Below are 26,450 nucleotides of genomic sequence, written 5' to 3' on the forward strand. Positions count from 1 at the left end.
CGCCCGCTGACGATGCTCGGCGGTCTCGCGCCGTGGCTGCCAACCGCTGGGCTCCGCCGCGAGGTGGACGCCGACCGCGAGAGCGGCATCCGGGTCGTGCCGCCCCGCGAGCCGAGCCCGCGCGACCAGTACTCGCCCGCGACGCTCGCGCTCGTCGACGGCCTTCTTGCCCGCTGCGCGGCTCGGCACGGGGTCACCCCCGAGGCTGCACGCTCGAGGCGCACGGCCCCGGCGCTCGCAGCGCGGTACGAGTGGATCCGCGTGCTGCGCGACACCTGGGCCCTCTCGGCGAGCGAGACCGCGCGCATGGTCGGCGTCGACCACACGACGGTGCTCTACGCGCTCGGGCGCAGGGGGCCGCGGTGAGCGCGCCGGGCTGCGGGCACGCGCCAAGCCTCGGCGTGGTCTGCTGCGACCGCTGCGAGCGCGAGGCCATCATCTGGGCGGACCTCGCCCGGGCCTGCGCGCTGCCGTGCAGGTTCGCGCCGTGCCGCTGCGCGGTGCAGGCCGCGGAGCTCGCCGCGCCTCCCCGGCGGCAGCTCGCGCTCGGGGGCATCTCGTGACGCCGGCGCGAAGGCGCTCGCGCCGCGAGGCGGTGACGTGGCTCTCGGCGGTCCTGCGGGGCCTCCCACGGTCGCACCCGGGGATGGCCCGCCTTGCCGCCTGGGCTGGCCTGAGAGGCTGCGGCTGCCCGTGGACGGTGGCAGAGGCGGCATGCATGCGCGGACGCGTCCACGGGGCAGCTAGGGGGCCGGAATGGTGAGGGGCGAATGGCGCGCGTTGGCACGCGTGTTGCCGGCGCTAGGCTGCGTCCGCTTGGCACGCGCGTTGCCGGCTGGGCGCTGGCACGCGCGTTGCCGGCGCGCGGGAGGGGGCCCCGGTGGCGAGAGGGGTATGGGAGGGGGTACCCGGTGCGCGGAGTGGTCTCTCGCTCGGGATTTTACAAAAAACAGCACGAATGCCACATGGCCTGGCCCTGATGTGGCATAGAAAGCACTGATATGGCACCTCCCCGCACCCAACTGGCACCCGAAGTGGAAGCGCAGATGCGTGCCCTTGCCGCTCGCGGGCTAGGCAGCAAGGCGATCCACGCTCGGCTCGCGGCGGCAGGATGCACCGCCAGCCACCGAACCATCGCGAGGAGGCTCGAGGAGCTCCGCCCCGGCGTCCAGGCTGAGCGCGCCGCGGCGTTGGTCGAGGCTCCGAAGCTCGTGGAGCCTCCCGAGGAGGCGCCGCCCGTGCCCATGGCGCCCGACGCGGGCGCGGCGCTGAGCGCGGCCGAGCGCCAAGTCGACGCGCTCCTGGCCCGCTCTCCGGTCTGGCGCCGCATTCAGGCCGCTATCGCTTCTTCGCTTGCGATCCATCCTGACGCCGCGGCTGCGGTAGCCCGAGCACTCCGAGAGGTGACCCTATGATCGTCGACAGAATCCGCGGGCTCGCTCGCGTGCCAGGCTCGAGGCTCCGCGCCGCTGATGAGAACTTCCGCGTTCACGACGCGCGGCAGCGGAAGGTCCTCAAGGGCCTGCTCGCCGAGGTGGGCATCATCGGCGCCGTCCTCGCGTGGGTGCCCGATGACATGGCCCGCGCGGCGCTCAGGAGCTCGCAGGACTTTGCCGCGTGGCTCGCCGGCTACGATGGGCCGCTCCAGCTCGTCGACGGCCACATGCGAGCCGAGGAGCTGCGGGGGCAGGCCATCCCGGTGCTCGTGACGGACCTGTCGCGAGCCGAGGCCGCGAAGGCGCTGGCGACCTTCGACGCGGTGGGAGACCTCGCCGGGCGGGACGCGCAGAAGCTTGCGGCGCTCCTCGAGGACGTGGGGCGCGGAGCGGAGGAGGGGACCGAGGAGCTGCTCGCGGCGCTGAGGGGGAAAGAGCCGCGAGAGTACGAAGAGAACGGCGCGCGCGAGCTTGACCCTGACGCTTACGAGTTCGCGCACCGGTGCCCCAAGTGCCATTTCGAGTTCAACGAATGAACCCTCACGCATGGCTCCTGAGAGACCTCCCAGCGCATCCGAACGGACCGAAGGTACTCACGACCTTCTCGTGCGGCGGCGGCTCCAGCATGGGCTACAAGCGCGCGGGTTACGATGTCGTGCTCGCGAACGACATCGATCCTGAGATGGCGTGGCACTACAAGCGGAACCTTCACCCGCCCGAGTACCGGCTTTGCCCGATTAAGGATCTTGCGGACCAACTTCCGCCGTCGGCCTTCGGGGTAGACCTGCTCGACGGCTCGCCGCCTTGCTCGACGTTCTCCGAGTCGGGTCTCCGCGAGAAGGCATGGGGAAAGAAGAAGCACTTTCGCGAAGGGCAGGCGGCGCAGGTCCTTGACGATCTGTTCTTCGACTTCCTTGACCTCGCGGAGAAGGTGCGCCCGCGCGTCATCATCGCGGAGAACGTTCGTGGCATGGTCGGAGGCCAGTCGAAGGGTTACGTGAAACTCATCTTCTCGCGCCTTCGCGCCATCGGCTACAGGCCCCAACTCTTCTATATTGACGCCTCCCGCTGCGGCGTTCCGCAACGACGTGACCGCGTGTTCTTCTGCGCGCAACGTGACGATGCACCGGCGCGGAAGCTGACGATCGTCGCGGACTCCGCGCCGGTCTCCGCCATCGAAGCACTGTCGGATATCGTACTGACCGAAGCGGAGCGCGTCGAGACGAAGCCGGGAAACAACGACCTAAAGTGGTGGCCGCTCACGGTGCCGGGCAACTCGTACCGGGACACGAGGGAGGCGCAAGGCGACAGCGGCATCCTTTGGAATCACATGAAGGCGCAGGGCACGACGCCAGTTCGGACGCTGACCGCGGGAGATGGTGCCTTCACGCACTGGGCCGAGTGCCGAACGTTCGCCGGTCGCGAGTGGATCCGTCTCGGCTCCTTCCCTGACGACTACGAGGCGAAGAGTCCGAAGATCCTGAAGTACCTGATCGGCATGAGCGTCCCGCCCAAGATGGCCGAAGTGGTCGCGCGCGCGGTCAAGGAACAGTGGCTCTCATGAAATCAGCCGCCGCCCACGCGCTCGCGGACGCCATCGTCGAGGCAGCGAAGGCCGCCCCGGCGCTCCCCGACGAGGTGCCCGACGACGCGGACGAGAGCGCGCTCGCCGGGCTCCACGCTCGGGCAAGCGCGGCGCTCCGCGTCGCTGAGCTTGCAGGGGACTTCAGCGCGTTCGCGAGCTTTGGGCGGCTCCTCGTGAGCATCGAGGAGCACCGGCGGAAGATCGCCCCGCCGCCGGTGGAAGACCCGAACGAAGCGATCGACATCCGCGCCGCGGCCGAGCGCGCGAAGCTCCTCGACCTCGAGACGCTCGAGAACATCATCGCGAACGCCGCGATCCTGAGGCCCGCGCCGTGAGCGAACAGAGCCCGCGCGTCAAGACGATCGAGCGGCTCCTCGCCGCGCTCGGGCCGGACGGCGCGCGCGCCGCGTTAGCGAAGAGTCACGAGGCGCTGAGCAATGTGGAGCTCGCGGCGCTCGGGCACATGTGGGAGGGGCACTGGGCGCGCCCTGCGCAGCTCCCGCCGGCGGGCGCGTGGCTCAACTGGATCTTTCTCACCGCTCGAGGGTGGGGCAAGACGGCCGCCGCGGCCCCCGCCATCGTGAGCATGCTCGAGCGCGGCGAGGTGCGCGAGATGGGCATGGCCGCGCAGAACGACGTGAAGACGTACGACGTCAACGTGCTCGGGCTCATCGAGGCGAGCCCGCCGCGCTTCGTTCCGAAGTGGATCGACGGCGAGGCTAAGCTCGTGTGGCCGAACGGCGCCGTGGCCTACGCGTACACGCCGGAGGCGCCGCAGAACATCCGCTCGAAGAACCTGCATCTTTGCTGGCTCTCCGAGCTGCAAAGCTGGCCGACGGCAACACGCGAGGAGGCCTACATCAACTTTCGATTCGCGACGCGGAAGGGCCGCGCGCGCATGATCGTCGACGCGACGCCGAAGGCCGGGCACCCCATCCTGCGCCGGCTCCTGCGTATGGCGGAGCGTGACCCCGTGGCGAACGTCGTCGTGCGCGGGTCGATGCGCGAGAACTACGCGCACCTAGCGCCCGCGGCCGTGCGCGCGCTGATCGAGGAGTTCGAGGGCACGACGGCAGGACGCGAGGAGCTTGACGGCGAGATGAGCCTCGAGTCAGACGAGGCGGTTACGGTGACGTTGGAGCTGCTCCGTGAGCGCCGGCGCGCGGCGCCCGCGCGGTACCTCCGCCGCGTGATCTCAGTCGACCCGGCGACGACCAGTAAGGCCGGCTCGGACACGACCGGGATCGCAGACCTCGGGCTCGGCGCCGACCGCATGGCCTACGTGATCGCGGACCATTCGGGCCGGCACACGGCGCGCGTGTGGGGCGCGCTCGTGATCGACCTCTACCTCGGCGGCCGGTGTGACTGCGTCGTCGTCGAGACGAACAAGGGCGGCGAGCTCGTGGCCCAGAACATCCGCGCCGAGGTCGGCGACAAGGGGATCGGCGTCGTGGTGCTCGCGAAGGATCAGGCGACGCCGCCGCACAACCCGCGCGTGATCTACGTGCGCGAGGTGTACGCGCGCCGGGACAAGTCGGACCGCGCGAAGCCCGTCACGACGGCCTACGAGCGCGGGCGCGTGTGGCACGTCGCGGGCGCCAACCTCGCCTCGCTCGAGACCACGCTCACGACGTGGGTGGACGGCCCGCGGGTGGTGTCGCCCGGCGACCTCGACGCGCTCGTGCACGGCGTCGTGGAGCTCCTCGGGCTGGCGACGGAGCGGGTGGATCACTCGGGCGGGACGCGGGGGATCATGACGGCGCAACGGGAGCTGATGAAGCCCACGCGCGGGGCGGCGCTGACGTCGATGCTCGTGGGCGCGCGTGGGAGAGGAAGGACGATATGACCATCGACCACGACCGATTCGCCGAAGCGAACCGGCCGCCGCCGGAGAGGGTGACGGCCGCCTGCGCGTGCCGGCCGGTGCGCGAGGGTGAGGCCGTCTACGCGACGGAGCTGCCGCCCACGGCGTTCCCCGCGGCGCTCTGAGGAGCTTGAGCTATGATGGCATCGATGAAGCTGGAGCCGTACACGGTGCCCGAGCAGGACGCGGACCTTTGGGGGTGCGGGGTGGTGCTTGACCCATCACCACCGGTGGAGATCCGCGCTGCGAACGACAGGCCGACGGGGCGCGACCGTCCCGTGTGGGCTGTCGTGTGCAAGCACGAAACGGCGACCTTTGCGGAGCTTGTGAAACTCACGAAGACGAGCCCGCATCGCGTCGGGACGTCGCTCATGAGGCTTGCTGGGCTAGGCACCATTCGCCCTGTTGGGGAGGTAGAGCTCTGCTCGAACAACGGGGTAAGCGTGCGGTCTCGCTGGACGCTGTGCGGGCCCGAGGAAAGGCAGGCGGCGGGCGCAGCGTGGCGCGCTCGCGTCTGGCAAGAAGGCGAGCCAGAGAGGCAACGGCAGGCGAAGGAGCAGGCGGAGCGTGAAGAGAGGGCACGTCGTGCGCGCATGGGGGAGGCGCAGCGATCGGCGAGGACGCTTGATGGCTCACTTGAGGGTTATGTCATCCGGGTATTCTTCGCGCCGAACGCGCCGGGCAGTGGTCTCCCCGAGGTCTTTCCCGAGGTGCTTGCGGTTGCCGAAGTCGAGAAGCGCCGGGCAGCCGGGGCCGTGGTGGTAGCGGCTTACCCCGACCGCTATGGGGCCGTCGCGGAAGCGCTGGCAGCCATGCGGACTGCCGATCGAAAGAGGTGGCAACGCAGCGCGGCTGCGCGCGCGCAAGCTGCCGCCGACGCGAAGAGGAGCGAAGAAGCGGCCGAGGAGCGACGGCGCCGCGACGAGTTCGAGGCAGCGGAGAGGGCGCGAATCAACGGGTGGACGCCTTAGCCCTGCTGGTCGGCGTGGGCCGGGGGGAGCGCAGCCGCGGCCTTCGCCGCCTCGTCGCGCGCGTCGAGCACGCCGATCGGGATCGCCCCGTCCGGGTGAACGGTGCCGTCCGGGTTCGCCAGGGCGGTCGCGCCGCCCGTGGCCCGCACCTCGTTCGGGGTGAGCCAGCGAATGACGTCGGTCGGCGCGAGCGCGAACGCCGGCGCCTTCGTCTGCTGCTCGGGCAGCCTCGGCGCGGTCACGCGGTACCGCGCCGCGCACTCGTCGATCCACGGCTGGTCGATGATGAGGCCGAGCGCCCGCGCGCGGTCGAGCGCGTCGAAGAACAAGCCCTCGCGCTTGCCGAGCGCCTCGACCTCGCCCTCCTCCTCGGGCCGAGGGATCTGGTAGCGGAGCTCCGGCGCGAGCGTCGAGTCGCCGAAGTTGATCGCCGTCCACACGTCGAGGAGCCCGGTCGCGAGCGCCGCCTCGATCGTCTCGAGGTCGCCCTGCACGATGGTCGACGCGACGCCGAAGAGCGCGGCGATGTCGACGCCCGGCGCGCCGCCGGCGGCCCCGAGGGTTCCGTCGGTGCCGAGGTAGATGCGCGCGGCCGCCTTCTCGGCGACGAGCACGAGCTCCTTCCACACCTGCCAGGCCTGGGAGCTGTTGACCAGGTACTCGATGGTCGAGCCGAAGGGCTTGATCCCCGTCGGCGCCTGGGCGGTGGCGATGGCCTGCAGCAGCTCAAGGAAGCCCCCCGCCTCGCGGGTGAGCACGCCCTCCGAGGCCTCCAGCGCCATCCCCTCCGGCAGCGTCCCGATCGGCTTCGCGTTGCCGTGGGTCGCCGAGCCCATCGTCCAGTCCGTCGAGGCGCACGCGTGCCGCGCCCAGATCACCGCGGCCGCGACGATCGCGCCGTACTTCCACGGCTCGTGCTCGCAGACGGCCACGATGATCCACTCGCCATCGCCGTGGACGATCTCGACCTCGCCGCCGGCGAAGGACCCGTCGGCGTTCTCGATGCGTGTAAAGTACCCGCGTTTGTACTCGTCCCACCGGACGTGACGGATGGGCCAAAGGTTCGCGTAGAGGTCGACGCGCGAGCCGTCGTCGCGCGCCTGCCGCGTGAGGCGAAGGAAGGCGACGCCGTGGTTGACGAGGCACCCGTGGACGTTGAGCCGGGTCGCCATGGTGAGGGCGATCCCGCCCGCGCCGTAGAGGGAAGCGGCCTCCTCGGAGATTGAGACCGCCTTGCCCTTCTCGGATGCGGGCCGCATCGTCACGGCGATCGAGCGCTGGGGAGCGAGCCGGTTTCCGTAGGCCGTGAACAGCGCGTCGTCCGTGCGCATGGCGTCGGCCATGTCGGCGGCGAGTCGGAACTGGCCGCGCATCTGGGCGGAGCGCGCCGCGTAAATCTGCTCGACGGTCCACCCCTCGAGGAGCCCCGAGCCGGACGGCGGCCGCTTCTCGCCCTTAGCCGAGGTCGAAAATTCTCCAGCTTTGCGGATTTTCTGCGCGCGCTTCGGGGCTCTGGCCATGGTTTTTCGTAGCACGTCAAGTCTCTCTTGCGTCTCAATTTAGAATGGGCTACGCCTCTCACATGGCGGTTGAGACGCGAATGAGACGTGACGCGCATGCCCGGCCGGTGGCCGAGCGCGCTGCCGTCGCGGCTCCGGTCGCCCCCGACCTCGCCGCCCTGGTGGCCCACTACCAGCGGGAGCTTCGGCTCCTGGACTGGCGCCTCGACGTGTCCTACGCGCCGGACCTCGCCGATTCGCGCGGGCGTCCGGTGTGGGGCCTCTGCTACCCGACCGTCGACGCGAAGGTGGCGACCATCGTGATTCGCGACCCCGCTACCCCGCCCGACGGCGCGACCGCCGAGCAGGCTGTAAAGCAGGTCGTCGAGACGGTGGTGCACGAGCTGCTCCACCTGCACTTTGCGGCGTTCGGCACGTCGAGCCCGGCGGAGATCGCGCACGAGGAGCAGGTCGTGTGGGCGCTCGCCGAGGCGCTCATCAAGGCGAAGGGCACGCCCGACGAGGCCATGTACGCGCGGGCCGCGCTGGTCGCGATCGACCGCTCGACGGCAAAGGTTCGGGCCGCAAAGGCTCAGGAGAAAGAGAACATGCTCGACCCGAAGCTCGCCCTCGAGGGCCTCAAGATCATCACGGCGAAGGATGCGAAGGGCGCTCTCGAGCTGCTCAACCGTCTGCTCGCGTCCGCCCTCGGCGGCGAGGCCGAGGCCGAGGAGCCCGCGGCGGAAGAGCCGGCCGCCGAGGAGCCCGCCGCGGAGCCCATGCCCGCTGCTCGCGTCGTGGTCGCGCCCGGCGAGGATGCGCTCGCCGCCCTCGGCCGCGCCGCGCTCGCGCTCACCGGCGTGTCGGATCCGGGCGAGGCCATCGCGGAGATGGCGCGCCGGTCGGCCCTTGCGGTCGGCGTCGAGGAGCGCGAGGCCGCGGTCGCGCGTGACCGAGCCGTCCTCGAGCTCACCGAGCGCAAGGCCCTCGTGGCCAGCCTCGTAAAGGTCGGCGCGGAGACCCCGGCGACGTCCGGCCTCGCGACCGGCACGCTCGTCCCGCGCCTCATGGGCGAGCCCATCGCCGAGCTTCGCGCTCGTGTGGCGGCCATGACGGCGGCCCGCCCGGTCGCGCGCGTCGTGCCACCGACCGACGACGCTGCCGACGGGCTGACGCCCGCCGAGCGAGCCAAGTGCAAGGCCAAGGGTATCGACCCGAACGTCTACCTCGCCACCCGCGCGGGCATCCGCGCTCGCAACGCCGGAGCCGCCCAATGACCGCCCTCGCCCAGGAACGCCTCACGCCTTTTGCGGGCTCCTCGCCCGCCCGCGGCACGTATCCGATCAAGGCCAACGTCCGCATCTTCAGGGGTGCGCTCGTCGGCCTCGACTCGGCGGGCCGCGCCATGCCGGCGACCACGATCGCGCTCGGCTGCCTGCGCATCGTCGGCAAGGCGTCGGCCACCTACGACAACCGCACCGGGTCGACTCTCGGCGGCGCTGCCGCAGCGGTCGACGTCGAGGTGGAGTTCGGCGTGTTCCAGTTCGCGAACAGCTCCTCGACGGACGCCATCGCGGCGGCCGACGTGGGCAAGGTGGTCTACGCCGTCGACGACCAGACGGTCGCGCTGACCAGCAACACGGACCTTCGCCCGGTGGCCGGCATCGTGACCGAGGTGGTCAACTCGAAGCCGTACGTCTACATGGGGCCGCACGTTAGCCCCGAGTCAGCGGTGGGCTTCGTGGCCATCCCGCTCAACTCGTTCGTGGACGCCGACGGCGATCCGCTCGCGAAGTTCTCGAGCGCCGCGTCCCCGACGTTCGGCCTCAACCTCGCCGACTCCGAGGCGCTCAACATCCGCTGGAACAACGACGCCACGCCGGGCACCGCGCTCTGTCAGGTGTCGCTCCCGTCGGACCTCGACGACGCATCGCCGATGGCTCTCGAGTTCGTTTGCTCGAAGTCTGGCGCGACCGTGGGCGACGCGACGACCCTCACCGTCACCGCGTTCATCCTGTCGGTGGGCGACCTTCACGACGCCGACGCGGATTGCGGCGGCGTGACGAACGCGCTCACCGGCAACGCCACGGCGAAGACCACGGCGATGCTCACGCACATCATCACGGCGGCGAATGTCCCGGCGCTCGCTCGAAGCATGACCTTCACGGTCACGCCGACGGCGGGCCTGCTCGGCACCGACGATCTCATGCTCCACGAGGCCCGCCTTCGCTACGTGCGCAAGGCCTCCTGATTCATCGAAAGGACTGAACGATCATGGGTCAGGAATTCAACCTCATCAGCTCGGACGCGCAGCGCGCGCTCGAGGACTTCGCCCAGGACTTCGCCCTCGCGCTCACGCAGCCCGGGGTCGAGCAGTGGGCGAAGGAAAACGGGCTCTACCGCTCCTCGCGCGCGCTCCGGACCACGTACCCCGTCCCCGTCTCGGCGGCCGGTTACGCCGAGTTCAAGGGCGACGTCAAGTACCGCGACATCTTCCAGAAGTCGCTCTCGCTCACCCCGAAGACCTGGCAGGACGGCGTCGCCGAGCTCGCCAGCGTCATCGAGGCGCCGGACTTCATCGGCTGGACGTCGGAGCCTGCAGCCATCGCGGCGGCCGCCTCGGCGCTGCTCAACCAGATCATCGCGGATGCCCTCGCGGCAAACGCGACCTGCTGGGACGGCTCGGCCTTCTTCGCTGACGCGCACCCCTTCAACGTCTTCGACGTCGACGTCGGCACGTACGACAACGACTTCACCGGCGCGGGGACCACGCTCACCGCGGCGAACCTGAAGCTCGCGAAGTCGCGCATGCGCGACATCAAAGCCCCGAACGGGAAGCCGCTCGGGCTGCGCCTGACGCACCTCCTCATCCCGTCCGCGCTCGAGGAGACTGCCAAGGACCTGCTCGAGCAGGACATGGTGATCCAGGCGGTCGGCTCCACCTTCGCGGCGGTCGACAACCGGCACAAGGGGACGGTCAAGATGATCATCTCCGACGAGCTCGCCGACGACGCGCAGTGGTACGGCCTCGGCCTGAATAAGCCCGGCATGGTCCCCTGGATCGTGCAGGACGAAGGCGCGCCCGAGGAGATTCGCTCGGACAAGTCGAGCCACCTCTACCAGACGACCCTCAAGGTCGGCGTGGCCTACGTGCTCCGCGGAAACGGCGTCCTCGCCCTCCCGCAGTGCATGCAGCGCTGGGCCGGCGCGGCCTGACCAGGAGCCCCATGAACGACATCGAGAAACTCGAATCGCTCGAGCTCGAGGCAAAGCAGCTCGAGAAGAGCATCGCCGACGCGAAGGCCGCGGGGCAGACGCCCCGCGCCGAGGCGCTCACCGCGCGCCGCGACCGCGTCCTCGCCCGCCTCCGCGACCTCTGACTCTCTGACCTGACACGCACTCCCACGCTGCCTTGCCTCGCCTTCCTCCGGAACGCGGGGCGGTGGCGTTGTGGCAGCCGATCTCTACTGCTCGCGCGGTGACGTGACCGCCCGGCTTCCGCCGGGTGCGGTGGTGTCGCCCGCTGGCATTCTGGCGTCCTGCCTCGCGTCGACGGACGTGCTCACGTACGACGGTCACGGGCTCGAGACGGACGACGAGGTCACGGTGCGCGCGGCGAGCGCGGGCACCCTGTCGGCGCCGCTCGCAGCCGGGACGACCTACTACGCGATCCGGCTGAGCAACGCGGCGTTCAAGCTCGCGGCCACGGCCGGGGGCGCGGCGCTGAACATCACGAGCGACGGCGTCGAGATGATCGTCACGCGCGAGCCGAAGTTCGACGACACGATCGAGTTCTGCTCGCGCCTGGCTGACACGTCGCTCCCGGCGCACCTCGTGCCGCTCGTCGCCCCGATTCACCCGCTCGTGCGTGGCTGCGTGGCGGACATGGTCGCCAAGCGCGTCCTGAACGGGAACGGGCAGAACAGCGAGGCGGTGAAGGCTATCGACCTCGAGTCGAAGGCCATCCTCGAGCGCTTCGCCGCGGGCATGCCGCTCCGCGGCGGCACCGCACAGACCCCGGCGAACCTCGCCATCACCGCCACGTCTGTCAGCTCCGGCGCGGACCCGCGCGGGTGGGGAAGCGGGCTCCCATGAGCGGCACCGCGAACCTCAAGAAGTTCGCCGCCTCGCTGCGTGAGCTCCCTCGCGTCGTGGGGCACCGCGTGGCGGCTGCGTGCGCGCCCGTCCTCACGAGCCTCGTGCTCGAGACGTCGCGCTCGAGCGCGGACGCTTACGGCGCCGCCTGGGCACCCGGTGAGAGCGGCCAGGTCGTCACGCTGCGGAAGAGCGGCGCGCTCCTCGACGGCGTCCGGTACGTGGCGATCGGGCAAAAGCTCCGCCTCGCGCTCACGACGAAGTACGCAAAATACCAGGTGGGGAGGCGCCCCGTCGCGCCCGCGCAGGGTGCGCCGCTTCCGCCCGCCTACGCCGCTGCCCTCGCCGCCACGGCCGCCCAGGTCATCGGGGAGGCGCTCCGATGATCCACGAGATCGCCCGCGAGCTCCGCACGCTCCTCGAGACTGCCGGCGTCCCGATGCCCGTGGTCGACGGGCCCGAGCGCACCACGTCGGCGGTCGCCCCGCGCGAGCGCATCGTGGTGGAGCGGCTCCGCGCGCCCGAGCAGATCCTCCCGCCGAAGGGCGCGAACACCCGGAACCCGGTGCACGTCTTCGACCGCAAGCTCGCGGCGAAGATCACGGTCTACGCGCAGGAACCGCGCGCGGGCGCGCAACATCACGAGCACGTTCGGCGCGCCGATCGCGTCGTCGACTCCGTGCTCGCCGCGCTCCGGCAGGTGCTCGTCGCGCGCAAGAACGGCGCTGAGATCGGCGCCGGCCAGCTCGTCGAGCTCGAGGACACGAAGGGCACGCCGGCGACGAACTTCGCCGTCTACGAGATCCCGTTCTCCGTCCGCCGTGCCGTCGAGGTCCGCACCTGGGCGGGCTCGGCCGCCGAGGAGGGCGGCGCCTTCACGTCCACGACGGTCGCGAGCACCACGGTCGTCGGCCTCGAGGGCGACCCGACCCCACCAACCGAAACCGGATGCGGAGCGTAAAAATGCCGACTCGACCCCAAGCAAGCCTCTCGATCGCGACGACCGGCGGCGCCTACGCCGGCGGCGACGGCTACGCGGTCATCCTGGCCTGCGTCGGAAAAAACGCCGACGGCGTCCCGCGCGTGTTCACGGGCATCACCGCGCTGCTCGAGCAACACGACTACTCGCAGGGCGCGGACCTCGCGGCACACCTGCTCGCCAAGACGCGCAGCCCCGTGATCTTCGTCCCCATGCCGATCGTGACCGCGGGCGCGCTGCGCATGCAGCGCTCGACGGGCACCGGGACCAGCATCGTCACGTACAGCGCCTCGACGTACGGCTACCTCGAGGAGGTCGACGCGACCTTGACGGTCACCACGGGCGGCACCATCGGCGCGGGCTCGGGTCCGATCTTCACCCTCTCGCTCGATGGCGGGCGCACGACGAAGACGGTGCGCCTCGGCACGGCGAGCACGTACACGATCCCCCACGTCGGGATCGTCCTGAGCTTCGGCGCCGGCACGATGGTCGCGGGCGACACGCTGACGTTTCGTTTCACCGCGCCGAAGTGGGACAACGCGGGCCTTACCGCCGCGCGCACGGCCCTCGCCGCGCAGCAGAAGGCGAGCCGCTCCTGGAACGTCGTCGGCGACCTCGCGAACAGCACCGAGGCCGGCTACGTCACGACGATCACGAACGCGTACGAGACCACGAACAAGCGGTTCGTGTACGCCCGCACGAACGTCCGCGACGGCGGCACGCCTTCGATGCTGGCCAAGTCGAGCGGCGTGAAGCGCTGGGTGAAGATCACCGCGGCCGAGACGCTCACGTTCGCCGAGGTCGGCGCGACCGACGACACCATCACGCGCTCGGTCGGGTCCTTCGTCGACGACGGGCTTGCCGTGGGCGACGTCGTGACGGTGGCCGGCACCACGCTCAACAACGTGACCGGGCGAATCAAGACCCTCACCGCGACGGTGCTCACCTTCGACGCGACCGACCTCGTCGCCGAGGTCACCGCGGCCGGCGTCGGCTCGATCGTCGCGTCGAACGGGCTCATTTTCGCCGAGGTCGGCGGCACCGGCGACACGATCACCCGCAACGCGGGCTCGTTCGTGACCGAGGGTTTCGCGGTGGGCGACATCGTGACCATCGCCGGCACGGCGTCGAACAACGTCACGACCGACGCGCTCGCGTCCGTGTCTGCGACCGTGCTCACGCTCGCGTCGACGGACCTCGCCGCCGAGGAGATCGGCTCGCACAACGTCACGATCACGAAGGTGCTCAGCAAGGCGGCTGACGTGTCCCTCGCAGACATCGCGTTCGCAAGCGTCGACGCGCAGAAGCGGATCGACCTCGGGTATGGGCGCGCGCGCGTGGTCTCGCCGATCACCCTCTGGGACTTCCGCCGCCCCGCCTCGTGGCACGTGGCCGTGCGCGAGTACCAACACGCGCTCCACATCGCGTCGTGGCAGAACGACCTCGGCCCGCTGGACGGGGTCGACCTCGAGGACACGGACAAGCAGATCGTCGAGTACGACGAGCGCGTCGACGGCGGGGCCCTCGCCGCGCGGTTCACCTGCCTCACGACCAGCGACAACGGGCCGAACGGCACGTACGTCGCGATGAGCCTCACTCGCGCGACGGACGGCGACGTCCTCGCGTACACGCACAACATGGCCGTCACGAACAAATTCTGTTCGATCGTCCAGGCCGAGACCACGCGCATGATCGGCAAAACGCCGGTCCTCAACGCGGACGGCACCGCGACCGAGAGCGAGCTCAAGCTCCTCGAGGCGCGCATCAACCAGGCGCTCACCGAAGGGCTGCTGAGCCCCGGCAGCGAGGGCCAGAACGCCAGCTCGGCGACGTGGGTAGCGAGCCGCGCCGACGACCTCCGCGGCACCGGGAAGACGCTGCACGGGAGCGGCCCCCTTGGCCTGCGCGGCACCATCACGAACGTCGACACGGCCGTCGTCGTCACCTGAACGGAGCACTGAGCCATGGCAAACGAAGCATTCCCGATCACGGACGACGAGGAGATCTCCTGGGCTGACATCTCCGTCGTGCTGTCGCTCTACCAGTCGGTGACGATCGACATCGCCGACGTCGAGGGCATCAAGTGCGGCGGCAAGATCGAGACGGGCTTTTCCTTCGGCACGAGCGGCGGTCGAGTCATGAAGGAGACGCGCGGCAAGGCCTCTCACGAGGGGTCGGGCACGTTCTCGATGAGCGCCGTGGACCGCATCGAGTCGGCACTTGCGACGGTCGCTCCGGAGCGCGGCGGCGTGAAGCTCATCTCCGTGCCGAAGTTCTCGATCGTCATCCAGCACAAGACGCTGTCGCAGCCGACTCAGGTCTACCAGACCGAGATGCTCGGCTGCCGCTGGCGCTCCTTCACGATGGACAACAAAGAGGGCAGCGAGGCGCTCTTCATCGAGGTCGACCTCGGACCCACGAGCGTGATCAAAACCCTCAAGAACGGCACGCGCGTCGCGCTCCTCTGAGCGCGCGGAAGGCCCCCCCCATGAGTGACGAGAAGAAGAAGACCAAGCTCGAGCTGCTCCAGGAACGCCGCGAAGCGCTCCGCGCCGAGGATGAGAAGCTCGAGGCCGAGCAGGCGGAGATCGACTTCGCGGCCCTCGTGGACCTCGAGGAAGAGCACGGCTTCGGGTCGGTGCGGGCCATCCGGTTCGCGGGGTCGTACAAGCGGGGGACGCCGACGATGGCGATCGTCATCGCGCCCGAGCGCGCGCACTACCGCGAGTATTTGAAGGCCGTCCGCACGGCGAAGAACGACTCCGTGCGGGGCGAGGCGGGCGAGCGACTCGGCGAGTCCTGCATGGTCTATCCGCCGGCCGCGTCGGAGATGCGGAACGCGATGCTCGCGGCGCGACCCGGCGTGTACGTCGTGGCCGGCATCGAGGTCGCGAAGCTCGCCGAGGGCGGGATCGGGGAGGAAAAAAAAGGCTGAGGGCGCGGATCGCCGCAGCTCAGTCGAGCGCGGCGGTCCTTGGCGACTGCATCGTCACCCTGGCCCGTGTCGCGGGGGGCGGCGAGGCGGACGAGGAGAGCGAGCGGGACATGCGCGCGGGCGCCTTCGTGATCGCAGAGATCGCGCTTCTGCATCGACAGTCGCTCACGGGCGGCGGCGAGCGGCAACCGAGACGACGGCGGAGGTAGAGCGGTGGCGGACGGCACGACGTACGAGATCGACATCCCGGTAGACGGCTCCCAAGCCGTCGCCGCGGCGTCGACGCTCGACTCGCTGGCGCAGGCGCTCGACCGCGCGCGCGCCGCCAGCACCGCCGCTGCGTCGGCCGTGGCGGCGGGCCAGGCGGCCTACGCCGGCGCCGAGACGGCGGCCATGAAGGCGGCCGCGGCGGCCGAGCGCCTCGGCGTGGCGGCGACCGCGCAGCAGGGCAAGCTCGCGGCGGCCCTCGAGACGGGCGACACGACAAAGATCGAGGCGGCCGCGACGAAGCTCGCCGACCTCGAGGCGCGCCAGGCGGCGGCCGCGGCGACGAGCTCGGCGGCGGCGGCGGCGCTCGCAGAGCAGGCGGCGAACCTCGACGCGCTGCAGGTCGCGGCCACGTCGGCAGCCGACGCGGAGGCCGGGCTCGCGCGCCAACTCGACGCGGCGACGCAGGCCGAGGAGGCGAACGCGCTCGCCGCCAAGAAGACGGGAGCAAGCCACGGCCGCGGCAGGGAAGGCCGCGCCGGCGGCGGCGTGAAGCTCGGCGTCCTCGAGGGCGCCATGGCTAAGCTCGGCGGGCCGGCGGGCATGGTCGGGCAGAAGATCGCGGGCGTCGGCGAGGCGTTCCGCAAGCTCGCCGCGCTCGGCCCCGCCGGGATCTTCGTCGGCCTCGCGGTGGCGACGATCGCCGTGGTCGCGGGCCTCGCGATGGCGACGGTTGGCCTGCTCAAGTTCGGCCTGGCGAACGCCGACGCGGCGCGCACCTCGGCGCTGCTGTCGCAGGGCATCGCGGGCAGCGTCGCCGGCGGCGCGCAGCTCGACGCGACGATCTCCTCGCTCGGCTCGCGGGTCCCCATCGCGGCCGATGAGCTGCGCAACATGGCGAGCACGCTGGCCAAGACGGGCCTGAAGGGCGACGAGCTCTCCGCCGCGCTCGAGACGGCCGCGACGAAGGCGGCGAAGCTCAAGTTCGGCCCGGACTTCGCCAAGGCGATGCTGAGCGCGGACTTCCAGTCGCAGCGCCTCAAGGCGAACGTCGGGAAGATCTTCGGCGGGCTGAAGATCGAAGGGCTCCTTACGGCGCTGTCGAAGATGGGCGCGCTGTTCGAGGAGGACAGCGCCGCCGCGAAGGGCATCAAGGCGATCTTTGAGTCGTTCTTTCAGCCGCTCGTAGACGGCATGACGAACGCGGTCCCGAAGTTCATCGCCGGGTTCCTGCAGTTCGAGATCTGGGCACTCAAGGGGCTTATCGCGATCCAGAAATACCAGCCCATTTTCAACGTCGTCGGCGCGGTGATCATGGGCTGGATGTCCAGCATTGGCCAGTCGTTCGGGTTCGCCTACGACATCATCGCGGGCACGGCGTCGGGCCTCGTCGCTCTCGGCACCCTCGGCTCCGCGGCGCTGGCCGGCCTCTCGAGCGCGGCGCTGAGCGTGCGCACGTTCCTGCAGAGCATCAACCTCGCAGAGATCGGCCTCGCGATGGTGACCGGGCTCGCCTCGGGCATCACGGCCGGCGGCGCGGCAGTCGTTGGCGCGGTGACGGGCATCGCCTCGGGCGCCGTCGCGGCAGCAAAGGCCGCGCTCCAGATCAAGAGCCCCTCGAAGGTCTTCGCGGAGATCGGCGGCTACACCTCGGAGGGCATGGCCCAGGGCGTCGACGACGGCGCCGACGCGGTGCAGGGGTCACTCGAGGCGATGGTCGCGCCGCCCGCGGACGGTGCAGGGGCGCCCGCTGCAGGGGGCGCGCGCGCGGGCTCCGGCGGCGGCACGACGGTCACGATCGGCTCGCTCACCATCCAGATCGACGGCGCCGGCGGCGACGCCAAGAGCATCGCGGAGGAGTGCCGCAAGGCGTTCCTCGACCTCGTCGAAGGGCTCGCCCAGCAGGGCGGCGGGATGGTGCCCAGTGCCTAACCCCATCGACGACCCGGACCTCTACGACCACGTGGAGCTCGGCGGCGTGCAGTCGCCCGGCATCGTCACGATCACGGGTCACGACCGCAAGATCGGGTGGGACATCAAGAAGGGCTCGGGGCAGTCGGGCGCGACGACGACGCGCTCGAGCGACGACCCGACCGAGTTCACGTGCTCGTTCTACCTGGCCGACGAGGAGGACTTCGCGCAGTGGCCCACGTTCCTCGCGACGGTCAACTCGACCGTGAGCGGGCAGACGCCGACGGCGCTGGACATCTATCACCCCGACCTCGCCGAGAACGACATCAAGGCCGTGGTCAAGGCCACGGCCATGGGCTCCGTGCACGACGGCAAGGGTGGCGTGACGAAGGTCGTCAAGTTCCTCGAGTACCGCCCGCCGCGCCCCGCGAAGGGCTCGCCGAAGGGCTCGAAGGCCGGCGCCGCGACGAAGGCGCCCGACCCGAATCAGGCCGCGCTCGACGAGATCGCGAAGCTCACCAAGCAGTACCAAGAAACGCCGTGGGGGAAGCCATGACCGCGACCCTCAACAGCATCCTCGCGACGTCCGCGCGCGCGTACCTGCCCGCGTGGGGCGTGTGGTACGCCGAGGTCGACCTCGACGGCGAGCACACGCTCACGGGCGCGGCGACGGTGGAGGTCGCCGACCTCACCCTGCAGGGCACGATCCTCTCGGGCGGCCCGGAGAACGGCCGCTCGCACTACCGCGTCGTCGGCGGCAAGGGCGGTTGGGGGCAGACCATCGCGGCGAAGGGCTACGCGAACGACGCCGGGGTGAAGGCCTCGACGGTGCTCCTCGACGCGGCCGACGCGTGCGGCGAGACCATCCTGGCGAGCACTCTGCCGACGACGCGCCCGGGGCCGTCCTGGGCCCGCCCCGAGGCGCGCGCGCGGGCCGTGCTCGAGCTGCTCGTACCGCGCGGGTGGTACGTGGGCGAGGACGGGATCACCCGCATCGGCGCGCGCGCCGCCGGCGAGCTGCCCGCGGGCGTGACGCACGGCCCGGTCGACCACGCGCGCGGCGTCGTGGAGCTCGCCTCGGAGTCGATCGCGACCATCCTCCCGGGGATCGTCGTCGACGGCCTGACGGCGGTGGACGTGCTGCACGAAGCGACGCCGGCGGGGCTGCGCTCGACGGTCTGGGGCGCGCGCGGCGCGAGCTCGCGGGCGCTGCAGGGCTTCCGCGCGATCGTCGACCAGCTCGACCCCGACCGCGCGTTCCGCGGACAGAGCGAGTACCGCGTGACGTCGCGCTCCGGCGATCGCGTGGGCCTCGAGCCGGTGCGCGTGTCGACGGGCATGCCCGAGCTAACGCGCGTGGTCGCGCGCCCTGGCCTCCCCGGGTGCAAGGGCGGCGCGGCGATCGGGTCGCGCGTGCTCGTGGCGTTCGCCGACAGCTCGCCGGCGCGCCCGTACGTGTGCGCGTACGAGGACGCGGACGGCTCGGGCTTCGTGCCCACGACGCTCGTGCTCGACGCGTCCAGCTCGATCAAGCTCGGGGCGGACGCGACGAAGGGCGTGGCGCGCGACGGGGACGACGTCTGCCTCGGGTACTTCTGCGCGGACTCGACAACGAACACGATCTACCGGTCGCCCCCCGAACTGGGGCCGCTGCTGACCGTGTATCTCCCGTGGTGGAAGGTGACCGCGGTGGCTGACGTGCAGTGGTGCACGGCCACGAACCCCGCGACGCCGACCGTTCCGCCCCCGCCCGGCACTCCGGGCACGGCATTGATGGGCATCATCAACGAGGCCTCAGGCCTGGTGAAGTGCGAATGACCACTACGTACTTCGGTTACGACATTTCCTGCACGACCGGCCTCAAGACTGGGCGCTTCGTCTCGGGCGTGGAGCTCGTCGCGCAGGCGTATTACCGGCGACTGACGACGACGCGCGGCACGCTCCTCGGCGGGCCGGAAGAGCAGAACTACGGGCTCAATCTCATGAGCCTCATTGGCAGCGCGGCCACGTCGAGCTTTGCGGCCTCGCTCCCGGGGAAAATCGAAAACGAGCTGATGAAGGACCCGCGGACCGAGTCCGTGAAGGCCACCGTGGTCAGCGCGACGAGCGGCCCTGCGGTCACCTACACGATCAGCATCGCCGCGAAGACGACGCTCGGGCCGTTCACCCTCGTGCTCGCGGTGTCCGCGGTGAGCGCCGAAATCCTGGGGATCCAATGACCATCTCGCTTGCCTCGCTCATCCTCGAAGAGACCCGCGCGGCGATCTACAACTACGCGCTGGGCATCGCGACGAGCATCGGGCTCCCTGTCACGTCGTGGCAGGTGGGCGACCCCACGCGCTCGCTCTATCACGTGCTCTCGGCGAAGCTCGAGGCGCTCGAGGCGAACGTCGCCGGCTACATCCGCAGCGGCTTCCTAGACCACTCCGAGGACGTGTGGCTCAAAGTCAACGCCGAGCAGACGTACGGCGTGATCGTGCCCGATCCGACGTACGCCGAGACGACGGTCACGCTGACCAACTCGAGCACGACGAACGAGTACATCATCGACGCGGGAGACCTGACCTTCGCGTCCTCGATCACGGGCAAGACGTACCGGAACACCACGGGCGGCACGCTCGCGCTCGGCCCCGCGACCACACTCGCCGTGACGGTGGTGGCCGACGAGGCGGGCTCGGCGAGCTCGGCGGGGGCCGCGGAGATCACGCGCCTGGTCACCTCCCTCGACGGCGTGACGTGCACGAACGCGACGGCCGCCGTGGGCATCGACGAGCAGGACGAGAGCGTCACGAAACAGCAGTGCAAGGACATGCAGGACGCGACGTCGCCCGACGGCGCGCGAGGCGCCTACGCGTACTTCGCGCGGAATCCGGACTACGGCGGGACGTCGGCGATCACGCGCGTTCGCACCTACGGCGACAGCACCACGGGCAACGTGACCGTGTACCTCGCGGGCCCCTCGGGCGGCTCCTCGGCGGCCGACGTGGCCCTTGCGCAGCTCGCGATCGTGACGTGGTGCCTCCCGCTCTGCATCACCCTCGTGGCCGCCGCGGCGTCGAACGTGACCATCGCGGTCACGTACGAGCTTTGGCTGTACAAGTCGTGCAACAAAACCGTCGCCGAGGTGCGCACGACGGTCGAGACCGCGCTCGGGGTGCTCTTCTCGGCGCGCCCGATCGGCGGCGACGTCGTGGCGCCTGCGACGACGGGCAAGATCTACCAGTCCGACATCCTGGCCACGATCGTGAAGGCGATCCCCGAGGGCTTCCGCGCCTCGGTGACCGTCCCGAGCGGGGACACGTCGCTCACCAACGGACAAGTCGCGATGCTCGGCACCGTCACGGGGGCCATCCACCTCGAGGACGACCCGGTCTGATATGGACTTTCGCACTCGAAATAAGCAGTTCGCCCGCGGTGGCTCGTCGACGACGGCGCCGGAGTCGACTCTCGTGCAGTACTCGCTCAACCTAATGCTCGACGCGAGCTTGAGAGCGTCTCTATCTCGGCATGCTCGCGCGCTACCCCGACACGGCCGCGCTGCTCGGCATCGAGGCGCCCTCGAGGCGATCGGCCGCGACCGGCGCACGCTGCGCGGCCTCGGCCCCGAGACCGCGACGAGCTACGCGACGCGCCTCAAGCGGTGGCTTCACGACGCGAAGAAACGCGGGAGCCCCTTCATGCTCATGCAGAAGCTGCAGGAGTACATTGCGGCGGGCTCGTCGTTCCGCACCGTCGACGCGCGCGGGAACTGGTTCTCTCGCAGCGCCTCGGGCGTCGAGACGTACACGCTCAACACGGGGAACTGGAACTGGGATTCCACGGTCGCGGCGTCGAACTGGGCGCGCTTCTGGGTCATCATCTATCCCGGCACGCGCTGGAGCACACTCGGCGAACTGGGGCTCTGGCCAGCTCTGGGGGCGACACGAAGAAGACCTGAGGCACGACCGCCACGCCCTCGGAGGTGGCCGGCGTGCGCGGCATCGTCGCGGACTGGAAGCCCGCGGGGACGCGCTGCGTGAACATCATCATTGCCTTCGATGCGGCGTCATTCTCGCCGACTGCCCCCGAGCCTGATGGGCAGTGGGGCAAGCCCTCGAAGGTAGTCGCCGGCGTTCACGTCGCGACCCGACTCTCAACTGCAGACTACTGGGATGGGACCCGCACATGAGCACGACTTACGGCACCGCATCGAGCATCACGATCCCGAGCGACGGCGACACGATCGACGCGGCGGACGTCAATACGCCACTTGCCGCCATCTGGGACCAGCACGACGTGCTCGCCGACACGGCCGCCCTCACCGCGATCCTCGTGCCGACGCACGGCCTCATGCGCTACGTCCGCGGCTACGGACACTACGTGTTCGTCACCTCGGGCACGTACTCAGCGAGCACCGCGGCAAGCCCTTGGATCCTGGCGAGCGGAGACGGGACGGCAGGGCGGTGGGTACTGAATCTCACGGCCGACTCGAACAAGACGATCATCCGAACGATCGCGATTGCCGACGCGAACCCTCGCGGGTCGACAGAGCTTGCGAAGACGCACGACATCTCAGGATTCTGGGTGCCGGCCAGCCAAGACTCGACGGCCTCCGATGCGAACCGGTCGTACTTCTTCTTCGAGGGCCGCGAGATGCGGTTCGCGACGACGAACAACGCGGCGGCACTCGGACGACATGTGATGGTCGACATCACTCGAGCCCTGGTCGAAGGCGCAACGCTCGACTCGGTGAAGCTGACGCTGAAAGGCGCCGGCGCCCCTCGCGCGACGCTGCCTGTCATGATGCCGTCACTCGCGGTCATTCGCTTCGACCCGGAGGCCGAGACCGTTGTGTCACTGCTCGCAGCGAACACAAAGGACGACACGGCCGCGAGTCCCGCGGCATACGACGCCGTGCATCAGTTCACGCTGACGACTGACCAGAACCAGACGATCGATACGAGCAAGTCCGTTTACTATGCAGTCATCTGCAACGAGGGCAACACGAACGCCCTCGCGGAGCTCGCGCTGCGCTCGCTCATCATCACGATGACGACGAAGGGATACCTCCGATGACTCTCGACGTCTCCAGTTGGCTCCCCAACCTCCTCCCGGTTCTGCTCAAGGTGGCCGGCGTTGCGCAGACCGCGCGCCGCTACGTGAACTTCGTTGGCGTGACTGCTGTGGACGACGCAGCGAACGACCAGCTCACGATCACGGTGAGTGGCGGCAGCGGCACCACGCCCACCGGGACCGGGATACCGCACATCGTTGGCGGCGTTCAGGACGCGGCGTCAAGTCTGGTCGTGAATGCCGACGTGCACGCGTCGGCGGCTATCGCGCTGTCGAAGCTTGCCGGATTCGGTACCGGCGTGGAGACCTTTCTTGGCACTCCGTCCAGCGCGAATCTGCGAGCCGCCTCCACAGACGAGGCGGCACGGTGCGGCCGTATTCGCGAGTTCGCCGACGCTGACCACGCCGACGCTCACGACGGCGCAGATGACAAACCCGTTCATCAACGGCCAGACCCAGGGCGCGGCGATCGCGGTCGCTGCGCTGGAGATCGACTGGTCGCTCGGCCCGGTCCAAACCAAGACCCTCGCGGCCGGCGCGAACACGTTCACGTTCGCCAACCAGGCGAGCGGACAGGTCGTGGTTGTCCGCGTCACGGGCGCAGCCAGCACGCTCACCTGGCCGACGGTCAAGTGGGCTGGCGGGGTGGCGCCGACGCAGACAGCGAGCGGCATCGACGTGTACACGTTCGTGCACGACGGCACTTCGATCTACGGATCGGTAGTCCAGGCGATGGCATGATCTCGCCCTTCGCCTTCATCAAGTCGAGCGCGGCCGCTGCCTCGCATGATCCGGCGACGGATAACCTGTCGCTATGGCTGCGCTCAGACACGCTCTCAGGAACCGGCGCTACGTTCGCGTGGTCGAGCAAGGCTAGCGCTGGGACCTCAGGCGCAGCAGCCACGTTCAACCACAGCACGGGGTACGGCGATCTGGTCGAGCAACCCTCTACGTCACTCGACGGGCACGCCTCCGCCCTCTGGACCGGTGCTTCCCCGATGATCGAGTCTGCCGACCTGACCCGCTCCCTACTAGGGGCCGGCGACTCCGTCGGGGCCTCGTACACGGCGGCCTACGTGGTTCAGCCGCTCGCAAGCAACACCTACGGGCTCACCGGCGGCGGCAAGACAGACGGCACCAATCCGACGATCTTCGGTTCTCCGACGAGCGTTGTCGTCCACGCGATCATGTCCGACGCTGGGACTTGCAAGGTAGGTGTGCACCACTATGACGAGGACCTGGCGTCTGGCGATGGGACGACGCCCGTCGTGTGGCCCGGCGGCTTCGGCGCGTGGGGCCTCATGTGGGTCGTCTACACGAACGGCGGCAACGCGAAGGTGCGGGTCCAAGAGGCTGATCTCGCCAACGAGCTCATCCCCGCGGCGAAGGGCCCTGCCGCGTACGACTACGTCGCGTACTTCGGTACCTTGGGTGGTGGTGCCTACGTGCCCTCGTTCCGTCTGGTCGAGATGATGATCTATCCGGGCCAGGCCCTGTCGGGCGCGCAGATGATCACCCGCGAGCAGGGATACTTCAAGACTCGCTACCCCTCACTGGGACTCTGACCATGGCATACGATCCTGACCGAATCCCCACGCTCCCCCGTCCCGCCCCCATGCCGCGCGAGGAGGCGCCCACGCCGATCCCGCGCCGCTCGTCGCTCGAGGAGCTGCGCGCCGGAGAGGATCCCTACGTCGCCGCGATCGACGAGCTGCGTGTCGAGGTGCTCCGCCTGTCGGCGCGCCTCCCGGAGCTCGACGCGCGCACGAGCAAGACTGACCTCGCGCAGGAGGCGCGGCTCAGCGAGCACGAGATGCGCCTCGCGCGCATCGAGGCCGCGTCGAAGGCGGCCGCGAGCGACACGAGCACCCTCGTGCACGCGCTCACCGGCAAGCTCTCGCCGAAAGTCCTGGGCGCCTTCGTCGCGCTCGGCACGCTCGTCCAAATCTTGCTCCAGGCCTACCGCCAGCTCCACGGAGGGACCCCATGAACGGCTTCGATCCGACGACGACGAGCCCGCCCGCGACGATGCGGGACATCCGGGCGCTACGGAGCGACCTCGTCGAGGTCGCCGAGGAGGCTGCCCGTGCGACCCTCGCGGCCCACACGCGCACGCTCGCCCTCCTCGACGAGCAGGAGCAGAACGCGTCGCTCTTCCGCGCCGAGGTGCGGGCCTTCGTCGCGCGGACCGAAGAGGAGCTTCGCGCCGCGCGGGTGGACCGCGGCACGATGCTGCGGCACCTCTCCCGCCTGGTCGACGTACCGGCCGAGCGAGAGACCCTCTCGCCGCCCACGTGGCAGGGGCGTCTCGGCACCTGGCTGGCCCGTCCGGCGAGCACGCGCGCGGTGCTCGCGCTCGCCGCGGCGGGCGTTCTGGCGACCCTCTCGGGGTGCGTCGCGTTGATGGGGGTGCACTGATGCACGGGCTAGACGACACGGACGCGGACATTCTGGAGCGCGCGGGCATCGCCCTCGGCGTGCTCTTCGCCGGCGGCGCCGCGGTGTGCCTCGTGGGCTGGATGCTCGCGGGGTGCACGCCGCGCGCGCAGACGGCCGCCGAGGTGGCCGCGTACGGCGCGGAGCTCGAAGCCTGCGCGGTGCAGGCCTCGACGTGCCCGGGTTACGTCGCGTGTCGCCAGCGCGTCGCCGCGCGCTACGGGCGGGCCTACTCGGGGCGGTGCGTGCCGTGACGGCCATCCTGCTGTCCGTGCTCCGCCCTCGAGAGCGTCGTCGAACTGATCCGCGAGAGCGGCACCGAGGCCGAGCGCGAGGCGCTGTTCGTCGCGACCGAGCGGCTCGCGAGCATCCACGCGCGGGCGAAGTTCGCCGGGCTGAGGGAGGACGCGTGAGCGGCCAGTGCCTCTGCTCGTGGTGCGTCGAGGCGCGGCAGAATGCGCGCGACGCTGAGACCGCCGACCTTCGCGACCTCGCGGCCTACGACCAGGCGCGCGACGTGCGCCCGCCTGACGCCATCGGCGAGCGCCTCCGACGCATGCGCGAGGCTCGCGAGAGGGCGGGGCGTCGTGTCCGTGAAGCCCGCGCTGAACCTCCCCGGCTTCTGCGACGGCATCGACGTGTCCAGCGTGCAGACCATCGCCGACCCCGCGGCGGTCTATGCGGCCGGGTTCCGGTTCGCGTTCGTGAAGGTCAGCGAGGGCCTCCGCGGGCGCGACCCGAAGGCGCGGGCGCACCTCGACGCGCTGGCCGGCGCGGGCTCTACACGGGCGCCTACGGCTTCGCGCGCTTCTCGCAGGGCAGCCCGCGGGACCAAGCGAAACTGGCCTACGAGGCCGCCACGAGCGACGGGAAGCACATGGTCCGCGTGGCCCTCGACCTCGAGAACTGCCCCAAGGGCACGCCGTGGGCGGCGCTCACGGACTTCGCCGAGGAGTACCTCAGCGAGTTGCGGCTCACGGGCGGCGAGCCGCTGCTCTACACGATGGCGTCATGGGTGGGGCCCATCGGCGCGGCATCGATGGGCGTGCCGGTGTGGATCGCGCAGTACCGCAGCGTGACGCAGGCATGGGCGCCGGCCTCGGAGGCCGACATGCCGAAGGCTTACCCGTGGAAGGTCCTTCAGTACTCAGGAGACCACGGATTTCGCGTCCCCGGCATTCCTGTCGATTGCGATCGCAACCTGTTCAGGGGCTCCGAAGAAGACCTGCGCGACTGGTTCGGCCTTCCTCCGCTCGGCTAGGCCACGTGTTTCCACGCTGCCCTGTGAACGATTCGGTGGGCCACACCGCGGCGCACGTCGCGGAGAAGCGCCTGCATCTGCTCGCGGCGTTCGTTGTTCTCGTGGATCCCCGACTCCGCCTCCACGTAGACGTGGGCGAGGACTACGCCGCGCGCCGCCGCGTGCGCTTCGATGGCCGCTTGCTGGTCTCGCAGGCTGGTGCCGGTGGCTTGCTCGAGG

Annotated in this window: 34 protein-coding genes; 31 read left to right on the top strand and 3 right to left on the bottom strand. The window is 70.2% G+C overall.

The window, feature by feature from the left end:
* From IPQ09_26050 to IPQ09_26090, 9 genes are all read left to right on the top strand, one after another.
* A partial coding sequence (locus IPQ09_26050; protein ID MBL0197616.1) for a hypothetical protein occupies positions 1 to 366 on the top strand: 366 nt, incomplete at its 5' end.
* The gene (locus tag IPQ09_26055) at positions 363 to 563 is read left to right on the top strand and encodes a hypothetical protein (GenBank protein ID MBL0197617.1); all 201 of its coding nucleotides are present in this window, start codon (positions 363 to 365) and stop codon (positions 561 to 563) included. The genes IPQ09_26050 and IPQ09_26055, both read left to right, overlap by 4 nt.
* A 483-nt stretch (positions 564 to 1,046) precedes the next feature.
* A complete protein-coding gene (locus IPQ09_26060) occupies positions 1,047 to 1,415 on the top strand; it encodes a hypothetical protein (protein MBL0197618.1) in 369 nt (122 codons plus the stop codon).
* Positions 1,412 to 1,972, top strand: coding sequence for a hypothetical protein (locus tag IPQ09_26065; protein ID MBL0197619.1), 561 nt, complete (start codon positions 1,412 to 1,414; stop codon positions 1,970 to 1,972). Before IPQ09_26060 ends, IPQ09_26065 begins: the two co-directional genes overlap by 4 nt.
* An 89-nt stretch (positions 1,973 to 2,061) precedes the next feature.
* Positions 2,062 to 3,000 carry a DNA cytosine methyltransferase gene (locus IPQ09_26070; GenBank protein ID MBL0197620.1) on the top strand — a complete coding sequence of 313 codons (939 nt, stop codon included), beginning with the start codon at positions 2,062 to 2,064 and terminating at the stop codon, positions 2,998 to 3,000.
* Complete coding sequence (locus IPQ09_26075; GenBank protein MBL0197621.1) at positions 2,997 to 3,356, top strand: hypothetical protein; 360 nt, start codon at positions 2,997 to 2,999, stop codon at positions 3,354 to 3,356. Before IPQ09_26070 ends, IPQ09_26075 begins: the two co-directional genes overlap by 4 nt.
* On the top strand, positions 3,353 to 4,867 hold the full coding sequence (locus tag IPQ09_26080) for a DNA-packaging protein (GenBank protein MBL0197622.1): 1,515 nt from the start codon (positions 3,353 to 3,355) through the stop codon (positions 4,865 to 4,867). Before IPQ09_26075 ends, IPQ09_26080 begins: the two co-directional genes overlap by 4 nt.
* Complete coding sequence (locus tag IPQ09_26085) at positions 4,864 to 5,010, top strand: hypothetical protein (protein ID MBL0197623.1); 147 nt, start codon at positions 4,864 to 4,866, stop codon at positions 5,008 to 5,010. The genes IPQ09_26080 and IPQ09_26085 overlap by 4 nt, the downstream gene beginning before the upstream one ends.
* 24 nt (positions 5,011 to 5,034) lie before the next feature.
* Complete coding sequence (locus IPQ09_26090; GenBank protein MBL0197624.1) at positions 5,035 to 5,856, top strand: hypothetical protein; 822 nt, start codon at positions 5,035 to 5,037, stop codon at positions 5,854 to 5,856.
* Here IPQ09_26090 and IPQ09_26095 read toward each other — a convergent pair.
* Entirely contained in the window at positions 5,853 to 7,376 is a 1,524-nt protein-coding gene (locus IPQ09_26095) for a hypothetical protein (protein ID MBL0197625.1), read from the bottom strand. The genes IPQ09_26090 and IPQ09_26095 overlap by 4 nt on opposite strands.
* Before the next feature lie 80 nt (positions 7,377 to 7,456).
* Between IPQ09_26095 and IPQ09_26100 the strand changes: the two genes are divergently transcribed.
* From IPQ09_26100 to IPQ09_26170, 15 genes are all read left to right on the top strand, one after another.
* A complete protein-coding gene (locus tag IPQ09_26100; GenBank protein ID MBL0197626.1) occupies positions 7,457 to 8,632 on the top strand; it encodes a hypothetical protein in 1,176 nt (391 codons plus the stop codon).
* The gene (locus IPQ09_26105) at positions 8,629 to 9,606 is read left to right on the top strand and encodes a hypothetical protein (protein ID MBL0197627.1); all 978 of its coding nucleotides are present in this window, start codon (positions 8,629 to 8,631) and stop codon (positions 9,604 to 9,606) included. Before IPQ09_26100 ends, IPQ09_26105 begins: the two co-directional genes overlap by 4 nt.
* A 23-nt stretch (positions 9,607 to 9,629) precedes the next feature.
* Positions 9,630 to 10,571, top strand: coding sequence for a Mu-like prophage major head subunit gpT family protein (locus tag IPQ09_26110; protein MBL0197628.1), 942 nt, complete (start codon positions 9,630 to 9,632; stop codon positions 10,569 to 10,571).
* An 11-nt stretch (positions 10,572 to 10,582) separates the two neighbouring features.
* The gene (locus IPQ09_26115; GenBank protein MBL0197629.1) at positions 10,583 to 10,735 is read left to right on the top strand and encodes a hypothetical protein; all 153 of its coding nucleotides are present in this window, start codon (positions 10,583 to 10,585) and stop codon (positions 10,733 to 10,735) included.
* Positions 10,736 to 10,805: 70 nt separating this feature from the next.
* The gene (locus IPQ09_26120) at positions 10,806 to 11,450 is read left to right on the top strand and encodes a hypothetical protein (GenBank protein MBL0197630.1); all 645 of its coding nucleotides are present in this window, start codon (positions 10,806 to 10,808) and stop codon (positions 11,448 to 11,450) included.
* Positions 11,447 to 11,836, top strand: a complete 390-nt coding sequence (locus IPQ09_26125; protein ID MBL0197631.1) for a hypothetical protein — start codon at positions 11,447 to 11,449, stop codon at positions 11,834 to 11,836. Before IPQ09_26120 ends, IPQ09_26125 begins: the two co-directional genes overlap by 4 nt.
* Positions 11,833 to 12,411, top strand: a complete 579-nt coding sequence (locus IPQ09_26130; protein MBL0197632.1) for a hypothetical protein — start codon at positions 11,833 to 11,835, stop codon at positions 12,409 to 12,411. The genes IPQ09_26125 and IPQ09_26130 overlap by 4 nt, the downstream gene beginning before the upstream one ends.
* A gap of 2 nt (positions 12,412 to 12,413) precedes the next feature.
* The gene (locus tag IPQ09_26135; protein ID MBL0197633.1) at positions 12,414 to 14,378 is read left to right on the top strand and encodes a hypothetical protein; all 1,965 of its coding nucleotides are present in this window, start codon (positions 12,414 to 12,416) and stop codon (positions 14,376 to 14,378) included.
* A gap of 15 nt (positions 14,379 to 14,393) precedes the next feature.
* On the top strand, positions 14,394 to 14,897 hold the full coding sequence (locus tag IPQ09_26140) for a hypothetical protein (protein MBL0197634.1): 504 nt from the start codon (positions 14,394 to 14,396) through the stop codon (positions 14,895 to 14,897).
* A gap of 20 nt (positions 14,898 to 14,917) precedes the next feature.
* The gene (locus tag IPQ09_26145; GenBank protein MBL0197635.1) at positions 14,918 to 15,364 is read left to right on the top strand and encodes a hypothetical protein; all 447 of its coding nucleotides are present in this window, start codon (positions 14,918 to 14,920) and stop codon (positions 15,362 to 15,364) included.
* A gap of 213 nt (positions 15,365 to 15,577) precedes the next feature.
* Positions 15,578 to 17,503 (top strand): hypothetical protein, encoded by a 1,926-nt coding sequence (locus tag IPQ09_26150; GenBank protein ID MBL0197636.1) that lies wholly within the window; start codon positions 15,578 to 15,580, stop codon positions 17,501 to 17,503.
* On the top strand, positions 17,496 to 18,038 hold the full coding sequence (locus tag IPQ09_26155) for a hypothetical protein (protein ID MBL0197637.1): 543 nt from the start codon (positions 17,496 to 17,498) through the stop codon (positions 18,036 to 18,038). Before IPQ09_26150 ends, IPQ09_26155 begins: the two co-directional genes overlap by 8 nt.
* Positions 18,035 to 19,300, top strand: a complete 1,266-nt coding sequence (locus tag IPQ09_26160; GenBank protein ID MBL0197638.1) for a hypothetical protein — start codon at positions 18,035 to 18,037, stop codon at positions 19,298 to 19,300. Before IPQ09_26155 ends, IPQ09_26160 begins: the two co-directional genes overlap by 4 nt.
* Complete coding sequence (locus tag IPQ09_26165; protein ID MBL0197639.1) at positions 19,297 to 19,701, top strand: hypothetical protein; 405 nt, start codon at positions 19,297 to 19,299, stop codon at positions 19,699 to 19,701. The genes IPQ09_26160 and IPQ09_26165 overlap by 4 nt, the downstream gene beginning before the upstream one ends.
* Complete coding sequence (locus tag IPQ09_26170) at positions 19,698 to 20,858, top strand: baseplate J/gp47 family protein (protein ID MBL0197640.1); 1,161 nt, start codon at positions 19,698 to 19,700, stop codon at positions 20,856 to 20,858. The genes IPQ09_26165 and IPQ09_26170 overlap by 4 nt, the downstream gene beginning before the upstream one ends.
* A 270-nt stretch (positions 20,859 to 21,128) precedes the next feature.
* On the opposite strand, the gene IPQ09_26175 is transcribed toward IPQ09_26170, so the two are convergent.
* Positions 21,129 to 21,341 (bottom strand): hypothetical protein, encoded by a 213-nt coding sequence (locus IPQ09_26175; protein ID MBL0197641.1) that lies wholly within the window; start codon positions 21,339 to 21,341, stop codon positions 21,129 to 21,131.
* Positions 21,342 to 21,562: 221 nt separating this feature from the next.
* On the opposite strand from IPQ09_26175, the gene IPQ09_26180 reads away from it, so the two are divergent.
* From IPQ09_26180 to IPQ09_26210, 7 genes are all read left to right on the top strand, one after another.
* Positions 21,563 to 22,537, top strand: a complete 975-nt coding sequence (locus IPQ09_26180) for a hypothetical protein (protein ID MBL0197642.1) — start codon at positions 21,563 to 21,565, stop codon at positions 22,535 to 22,537.
* A gap of 423 nt (positions 22,538 to 22,960) precedes the next feature.
* Positions 22,961 to 23,275, top strand: coding sequence for a hypothetical protein (locus IPQ09_26185; protein ID MBL0197643.1), 315 nt, complete (start codon positions 22,961 to 22,963; stop codon positions 23,273 to 23,275).
* Positions 23,272 to 24,099 (top strand): hypothetical protein, encoded by an 828-nt coding sequence (locus IPQ09_26190; GenBank protein MBL0197644.1) that lies wholly within the window; start codon positions 23,272 to 23,274, stop codon positions 24,097 to 24,099. The genes IPQ09_26185 and IPQ09_26190 overlap by 4 nt, the downstream gene beginning before the upstream one ends.
* Positions 24,100 to 24,101: 2 nt before the next feature.
* On the top strand, positions 24,102 to 24,524 hold the full coding sequence (locus tag IPQ09_26195) for a hypothetical protein (GenBank protein ID MBL0197645.1): 423 nt from the start codon (positions 24,102 to 24,104) through the stop codon (positions 24,522 to 24,524).
* Positions 24,521 to 24,952 (top strand): hypothetical protein, encoded by a 432-nt coding sequence (locus tag IPQ09_26200; GenBank protein ID MBL0197646.1) that lies wholly within the window; start codon positions 24,521 to 24,523, stop codon positions 24,950 to 24,952. The genes IPQ09_26195 and IPQ09_26200 overlap by 4 nt, the downstream gene beginning before the upstream one ends.
* Positions 24,952 to 25,224 carry a hypothetical protein gene (locus IPQ09_26205; GenBank protein ID MBL0197647.1) on the top strand — a complete coding sequence of 91 codons (273 nt, stop codon included), beginning with the start codon at positions 24,952 to 24,954 and terminating at the stop codon, positions 25,222 to 25,224. Before IPQ09_26200 ends, IPQ09_26205 begins: the two co-directional genes overlap by 1 nt.
* A 155-nt stretch (positions 25,225 to 25,379) precedes the next feature.
* Complete coding sequence (locus IPQ09_26210; protein ID MBL0197648.1) at positions 25,380 to 26,231, top strand: hypothetical protein; 852 nt, start codon at positions 25,380 to 25,382, stop codon at positions 26,229 to 26,231.
* Here IPQ09_26210 and IPQ09_26215 read toward each other — a convergent pair.
* A partial coding sequence (locus tag IPQ09_26215) for a recombinase family protein (protein MBL0197649.1) occupies positions 26,228 to 26,450 on the bottom strand: 223 nt, incomplete at its 5' end. The genes IPQ09_26210 and IPQ09_26215 overlap by 4 nt on opposite strands.

It is taken from the genome of Myxococcales bacterium, assembly GCA_016720545.1.
Lineage (GTDB): Bacteria > Myxococcota_A > Polyangia > Polyangiales > Polyangiaceae > JAAFHV01.

Coding starts and splice junctions, on each gene's coding strand:
- IPQ09_26060 (MBL0197618.1), top strand. CDS start 1,047: ATGCGTGCCCTTGCCGCTCGCGGGCTAGGCAGCAAGGCGATCCACGCT.
- IPQ09_26065 (MBL0197619.1), top strand. CDS start 1,412: ATGATCGTCGACAGAATCCGCGGGCTCGCTCGCGTGCCAGGCTCGAGG.
- IPQ09_26070 (MBL0197620.1), top strand. CDS start 2,062: ATGGGCTACAAGCGCGCGGGTTACGATGTCGTGCTCGCGAACGACATC.
- IPQ09_26075 (MBL0197621.1), top strand. CDS start 2,997: ATGAAATCAGCCGCCGCCCACGCGCTCGCGGACGCCATCGTCGAGGCA.
- IPQ09_26085 (MBL0197623.1), top strand. CDS start 4,864: ATGACCATCGACCACGACCGATTCGCCGAAGCGAACCGGCCGCCGCCG.
- IPQ09_26090 (MBL0197624.1), top strand. CDS start 5,035: ATGAAGCTGGAGCCGTACACGGTGCCCGAGCAGGACGCGGACCTTTGG.
- IPQ09_26095 (MBL0197625.1), bottom strand. CDS start 7,376: ATGGCCAGAGCCCCGAAGCGCGCGCAGAAAATCCGCAAAGCTGGAGAA.
- IPQ09_26100 (MBL0197626.1), top strand. CDS start 7,457: ATGAGACGTGACGCGCATGCCCGGCCGGTGGCCGAGCGCGCTGCCGTC.
- IPQ09_26105 (MBL0197627.1), top strand. CDS start 8,629: ATGACCGCCCTCGCCCAGGAACGCCTCACGCCTTTTGCGGGCTCCTCG.
- IPQ09_26110 (MBL0197628.1), top strand. CDS start 9,630: ATGGGTCAGGAATTCAACCTCATCAGCTCGGACGCGCAGCGCGCGCTC.
- IPQ09_26115 (MBL0197629.1), top strand. CDS start 10,583: ATGAACGACATCGAGAAACTCGAATCGCTCGAGCTCGAGGCAAAGCAG.
- IPQ09_26125 (MBL0197631.1), top strand. CDS start 11,447: ATGAGCGGCACCGCGAACCTCAAGAAGTTCGCCGCCTCGCTGCGTGAG.
- IPQ09_26130 (MBL0197632.1), top strand. CDS start 11,833: ATGATCCACGAGATCGCCCGCGAGCTCCGCACGCTCCTCGAGACTGCC.
- IPQ09_26135 (MBL0197633.1), top strand. CDS start 12,414: ATGCCGACTCGACCCCAAGCAAGCCTCTCGATCGCGACGACCGGCGGC.
- IPQ09_26140 (MBL0197634.1), top strand. CDS start 14,394: ATGGCAAACGAAGCATTCCCGATCACGGACGACGAGGAGATCTCCTGG.
- IPQ09_26145 (MBL0197635.1), top strand. CDS start 14,918: ATGAGTGACGAGAAGAAGAAGACCAAGCTCGAGCTGCTCCAGGAACGC.
- IPQ09_26160 (MBL0197638.1), top strand. CDS start 18,035: ATGACCGCGACCCTCAACAGCATCCTCGCGACGTCCGCGCGCGCGTAC.
- IPQ09_26165 (MBL0197639.1), top strand. CDS start 19,297: ATGACCACTACGTACTTCGGTTACGACATTTCCTGCACGACCGGCCTC.
- IPQ09_26170 (MBL0197640.1), top strand. CDS start 19,698: ATGACCATCTCGCTTGCCTCGCTCATCCTCGAAGAGACCCGCGCGGCG.
- IPQ09_26175 (MBL0197641.1), bottom strand. CDS start 21,341: ATGATGACCCAGAAGCGCGCCCAGTTCGACGCCGCGACCGTGGAATCC.
- IPQ09_26185 (MBL0197643.1), top strand. CDS start 22,961: ATGACAAACCCGTTCATCAACGGCCAGACCCAGGGCGCGGCGATCGCG.
- IPQ09_26190 (MBL0197644.1), top strand. CDS start 23,272: ATGATCTCGCCCTTCGCCTTCATCAAGTCGAGCGCGGCCGCTGCCTCG.
- IPQ09_26195 (MBL0197645.1), top strand. CDS start 24,102: ATGGCATACGATCCTGACCGAATCCCCACGCTCCCCCGTCCCGCCCCC.
- IPQ09_26200 (MBL0197646.1), top strand. CDS start 24,521: ATGAACGGCTTCGATCCGACGACGACGAGCCCGCCCGCGACGATGCGG.
- IPQ09_26205 (MBL0197647.1), top strand. CDS start 24,952: ATGCACGGGCTAGACGACACGGACGCGGACATTCTGGAGCGCGCGGGC.